This window comes from Loktanella sp. SALINAS62, from assembly GCF_018263905.1.
Lineage (GTDB): Bacteria > Pseudomonadota > Alphaproteobacteria > Rhodobacterales > Rhodobacteraceae > Loktanella.
In genome coordinates this window covers 1-3399 of the sequence record NZ_JAAFZU010000017.1, presented here as the reverse complement: position 1 = coordinate 3399, position 3399 = coordinate 1, and the positions used below count along the sequence as shown (strand labels likewise).

At 61.6% G+C, this 3399-nt stretch carries 2 protein-coding genes and 1 pseudogene; 1 reads left to right on the top strand and 2 read right to left on the bottom strand.

The features are described from left to right. Window positions 1–47 precede the first annotated feature (47 nt). Window positions 48–1478 (bottom strand): DUF3987 domain-containing protein, encoded by a 1431-nt coding sequence (locus GZH79_RS07290; protein WP_211643130.1) that lies wholly within the window; start codon window positions 1476–1478, stop codon window positions 48–50. An 856-nt stretch (window positions 1479–2334) separates the two neighbouring features. Here GZH79_RS07290 and GZH79_RS07285 point away from each other — a divergent pair. Then, window positions 2335–2595, top strand: a complete 261-nt coding sequence (locus GZH79_RS07285) for a hypothetical protein (protein ID WP_211643129.1) — start codon at window positions 2335–2337, stop codon at window positions 2593–2595. Between the two features lie 4 nt (window positions 2596–2599). On the opposite strand, the pseudogene GZH79_RS07280 reads toward GZH79_RS07285, so the two are convergent. After that, window positions 2600–3399: pseudogene (locus tag GZH79_RS07280) on the bottom strand (hypothetical protein); the annotation flags it as partial.

The window sequence follows — 3399 nt, the reverse complement described above, 5'->3', positions numbered from 1 at the left end:
GCCTCGCGGGCCCGGGGACCGACGAGGCCTGCATCGACCGGCGCAGCCTATGAAGGCTGCGGGGCCTCCCCCGGCGGCCAGATCTGCGGGTTCACCATCGCGCGCTTGCTCGGCGCACCACCCTGCGGTCCACTGGGTGCAGCCGGCATCAGCCGCAGCACATGCGCCCGCTCCAGCCAGATCATCAGATCCGTGAAGGCGTCACCCTTGTCGAACTTTGAGGGTGCCATGCGCTGCAGCTCCCGCACGGTGATCGATGCAACCCTTTCGGCCTGCAGCTTGACGATGACTGCGCGGGCCGCCAGCTCAATCTCGGTGCAACCGTTCAACCAGAACGCCGACCGCGCCATCGGCAACAGGTAGTCATCGAAGAGCTTGCCCGCATTGCGCACATCCTCTGCCGCGACCGTCTCTGTCGTGTCCGGCGCGCCCGACACAACCCGCATCAGCGCAAGCACCAGTGCCAGCCGCGCGACCGTGCCGTCACTCTTGGCGATGATGCCCTCCATCATCCCCGTCTCATGCGCCAGCCGTGCGGCAGCCATACGGTCGGCGATGAGGTCGCGGGCGTCGCGCGTAAAGGGAACATCGCGCGGCACAGGTCCGCTCGGACCCGCATCCATCTGCAGCGCCCTGAGACCGCGCAACATCTCCAGCACCGGTCCATCATTGATGTGGGCATCCAAGTCCCCAGCTGACTGCGGAGCACCCAGCACCACAAAGAACCGCGCCAAGGCGCCATCCAGCGCGAGGTTGGGCAAAAGCGTTTTGAGAATGCCAGGCTGCATGCACCCCACCATCGACATCGCCACGCGCGGCAGATCGATGCTTTCGTTTTTAAGATTGCGCCGAAAGTCATCACCGTCAAAGCTCTTGAGGAACAGAGCTCGCAGATTTGCAGGCATCGACTTGATCAGCCCCGCGATCTCGTCCGCCGTCACCAGCATACCACGCGGATGTTTCTGCATCAGCTCGATCATCCCGTTAAAAGTCATGAGCTCACACATGAACTGCGGTGCGGGACCGATCCCTGCCGAGACGGTCTGCCCCCGCTCATGTGCATCTGCCTGACGCCAGCCCGCCTCAACACTATCCATACCAGGCTGGCCAACCGCAGCATGTGCCGCACGCCACTCAGCCTCCAGCCCCCGGTAGGGCTTCAAAGTCCGGCCCATGGCCGGGCTCTTGCCCGACGCCGGAACACCGACCAACAAGAACCACAGGATGCTGGGCACCGTCCATTCCGGACCCACGCGCCCGATCCGCGCATTGCCGATCGCCGCAGACGTCATCGCCAAGAGCGTCGCGACGACGTAGCCCTCAGACGCCCCGGTCGTCCTTGCGACCGCGCGGATAAAGTCAGCGATCGCATCAGGAAAGATGTCCAGCGGCACCTTGACCTCCGGCATCGCCCCGATCAGATTCAGATCCACCGACGGCCAACCCGCCGCCGCTTCCGTGTCCTGCGGCGGCAGCACGCACGCCGCGTCCTGCGTGACGGGATCACCCGCCTCCGCGTGGTCATCACTGGCCTGCCCAGACGTATCCTGGGGCGCCACCGGGCCATCGGCACCGTCAGCCTCAGCGGCATCAGGATCAACCGCCTCTGCCTCAGCTGCGTGAGACACGGGAGTCTCGCATGTCGTCGCACGCGGCTGCGGCGCGGCAATAGCGTCCTGCGGCGAGTCCGGCGGTCCGGCGGCAGCGTCCGCCGCGACCGCAGCGGCAGGTTCAGTGTCAGGCGCCGCCTGCACCACCACAGCCCTTACGTTGGTGTTGTCGTGCGGGATTCCATCATTGGGGAGATCTGCGCGTTCAACGCTAGCCCCCGTAATAGGCGGAATCGCAGACGATGACGTGCGATTAGTGATCTTAGATTTCGTAAACATGGTGTCGTTCCTTTCATGAGCTCCAGCAGTTCGGGAGTGACATGAATATAGAAGTGCAAAATCGACCCAGATAGCGTTAATGCGTTATTGTTTTGTCTTATTATATAGAAAAATGTGGACAACTTTGCTTTTATCGCCCTCAAACTCGCCCTTCTGAATTTTGTCATTTAATTTATACACATAATTTTAACGGGAAATGGCATTCCGGCGAGGCTCTGTGGAATGAAACATTACGGCCTGAATTATCACCCCCGTGTGAATAGAAGGCAGCCTGTCAATACCTCTGACCTCTCCGTCCACAGGAAAATTCAGTTTCTCCACGACTTTGATCAGCCGAAACGCTGCAATTCTCATTTCAACCTGTTAGATTGCAGTCACAACGTCACACGACATCCCCCTGTCATCGCAACCTTCAACAGACGCGTCGCCCGCGCACGGTATTCCTTTGTCCAACACACCGACATCAACGCAAGCCAACGGCCCCGACCGCGCATCCGCGCGGGCGGGCCATCGGCATGCGCTGCGGCCGGACGATGTCATTGATGCCGCACGGATCGAGAAAGCGCTCGCGCACGTGGCCGTTCTGATGGAAAACAACACACGCTATCTGCCGATCTTCCTGCGCCTGGAGGCCGAGCTCGACGCGGCACGCCGCTCAACCGACGCGCTGGCGCGGGCCAAGGCGATCGCGCGCAAGGCCCGCTGAGACGTCAGGCCAGGTGGCGCGGCACCGGAAACGCAATGCTCTGGACAAGATCGCGCCGCATCAGCAGTGCCATTTCGTCCCCGTAGACCTCGCGGCCCCTGACTTCCTTGACACTGTGCCCCATGATCTCGCCACGATCGTCCATCGGCACATGCGCGGCCTTCAACCGGCTCTCCCACGTGTGCCGCACACCACCGATTGTCACACCGTCCGGCAGCAACTCATTCTCACGCAAGAATTTATTCACGCCGTCCGAGTAGCTGCGCTTGTGCCGGTAGCGGGGGAAGCCTTCAGGATGACGTTTCGCGGCTGCCAAGGCGAGACCCACAAGCGGCACCTGCCGCTCGGAATGGATGTTCTTGATCTCGCGCCTGTCGGCCGCGTTCTCTCCACCCTCTTCGTTCGCGACCATCAGATGCGGGATCGGTCCGTCCAAATTAAAGGCCCGCGCAGGCAGATCCATGATCTCCGACTGCCGACACCCGGTCTCGATACTGATAAGCAGGATATCGCGCGCCTCATCGTTCATCCCATCCAGAGCGCCAGGCGCCAACCAGCGGTCCCTGATCCAGTCGACCGGCACTTCACGCTTACGCGTCTGTTTGGCATGACGGTCCCGGATCGAAACACCGGCGTAGGGCCGAGGCGGTGCTGCTTGATCAAGGTCATCGTAAAACCGCCGCAACATGCCCGCGACATAGTGAAAGTCCTTGTTGGCTGAGGCGGCCTTCAGCTTTCCACCCTTGAGCTTGTCCTGCCACCATTTGCGGTGCTGAATCGCTTCAGCCGCGCCGACATCCACGA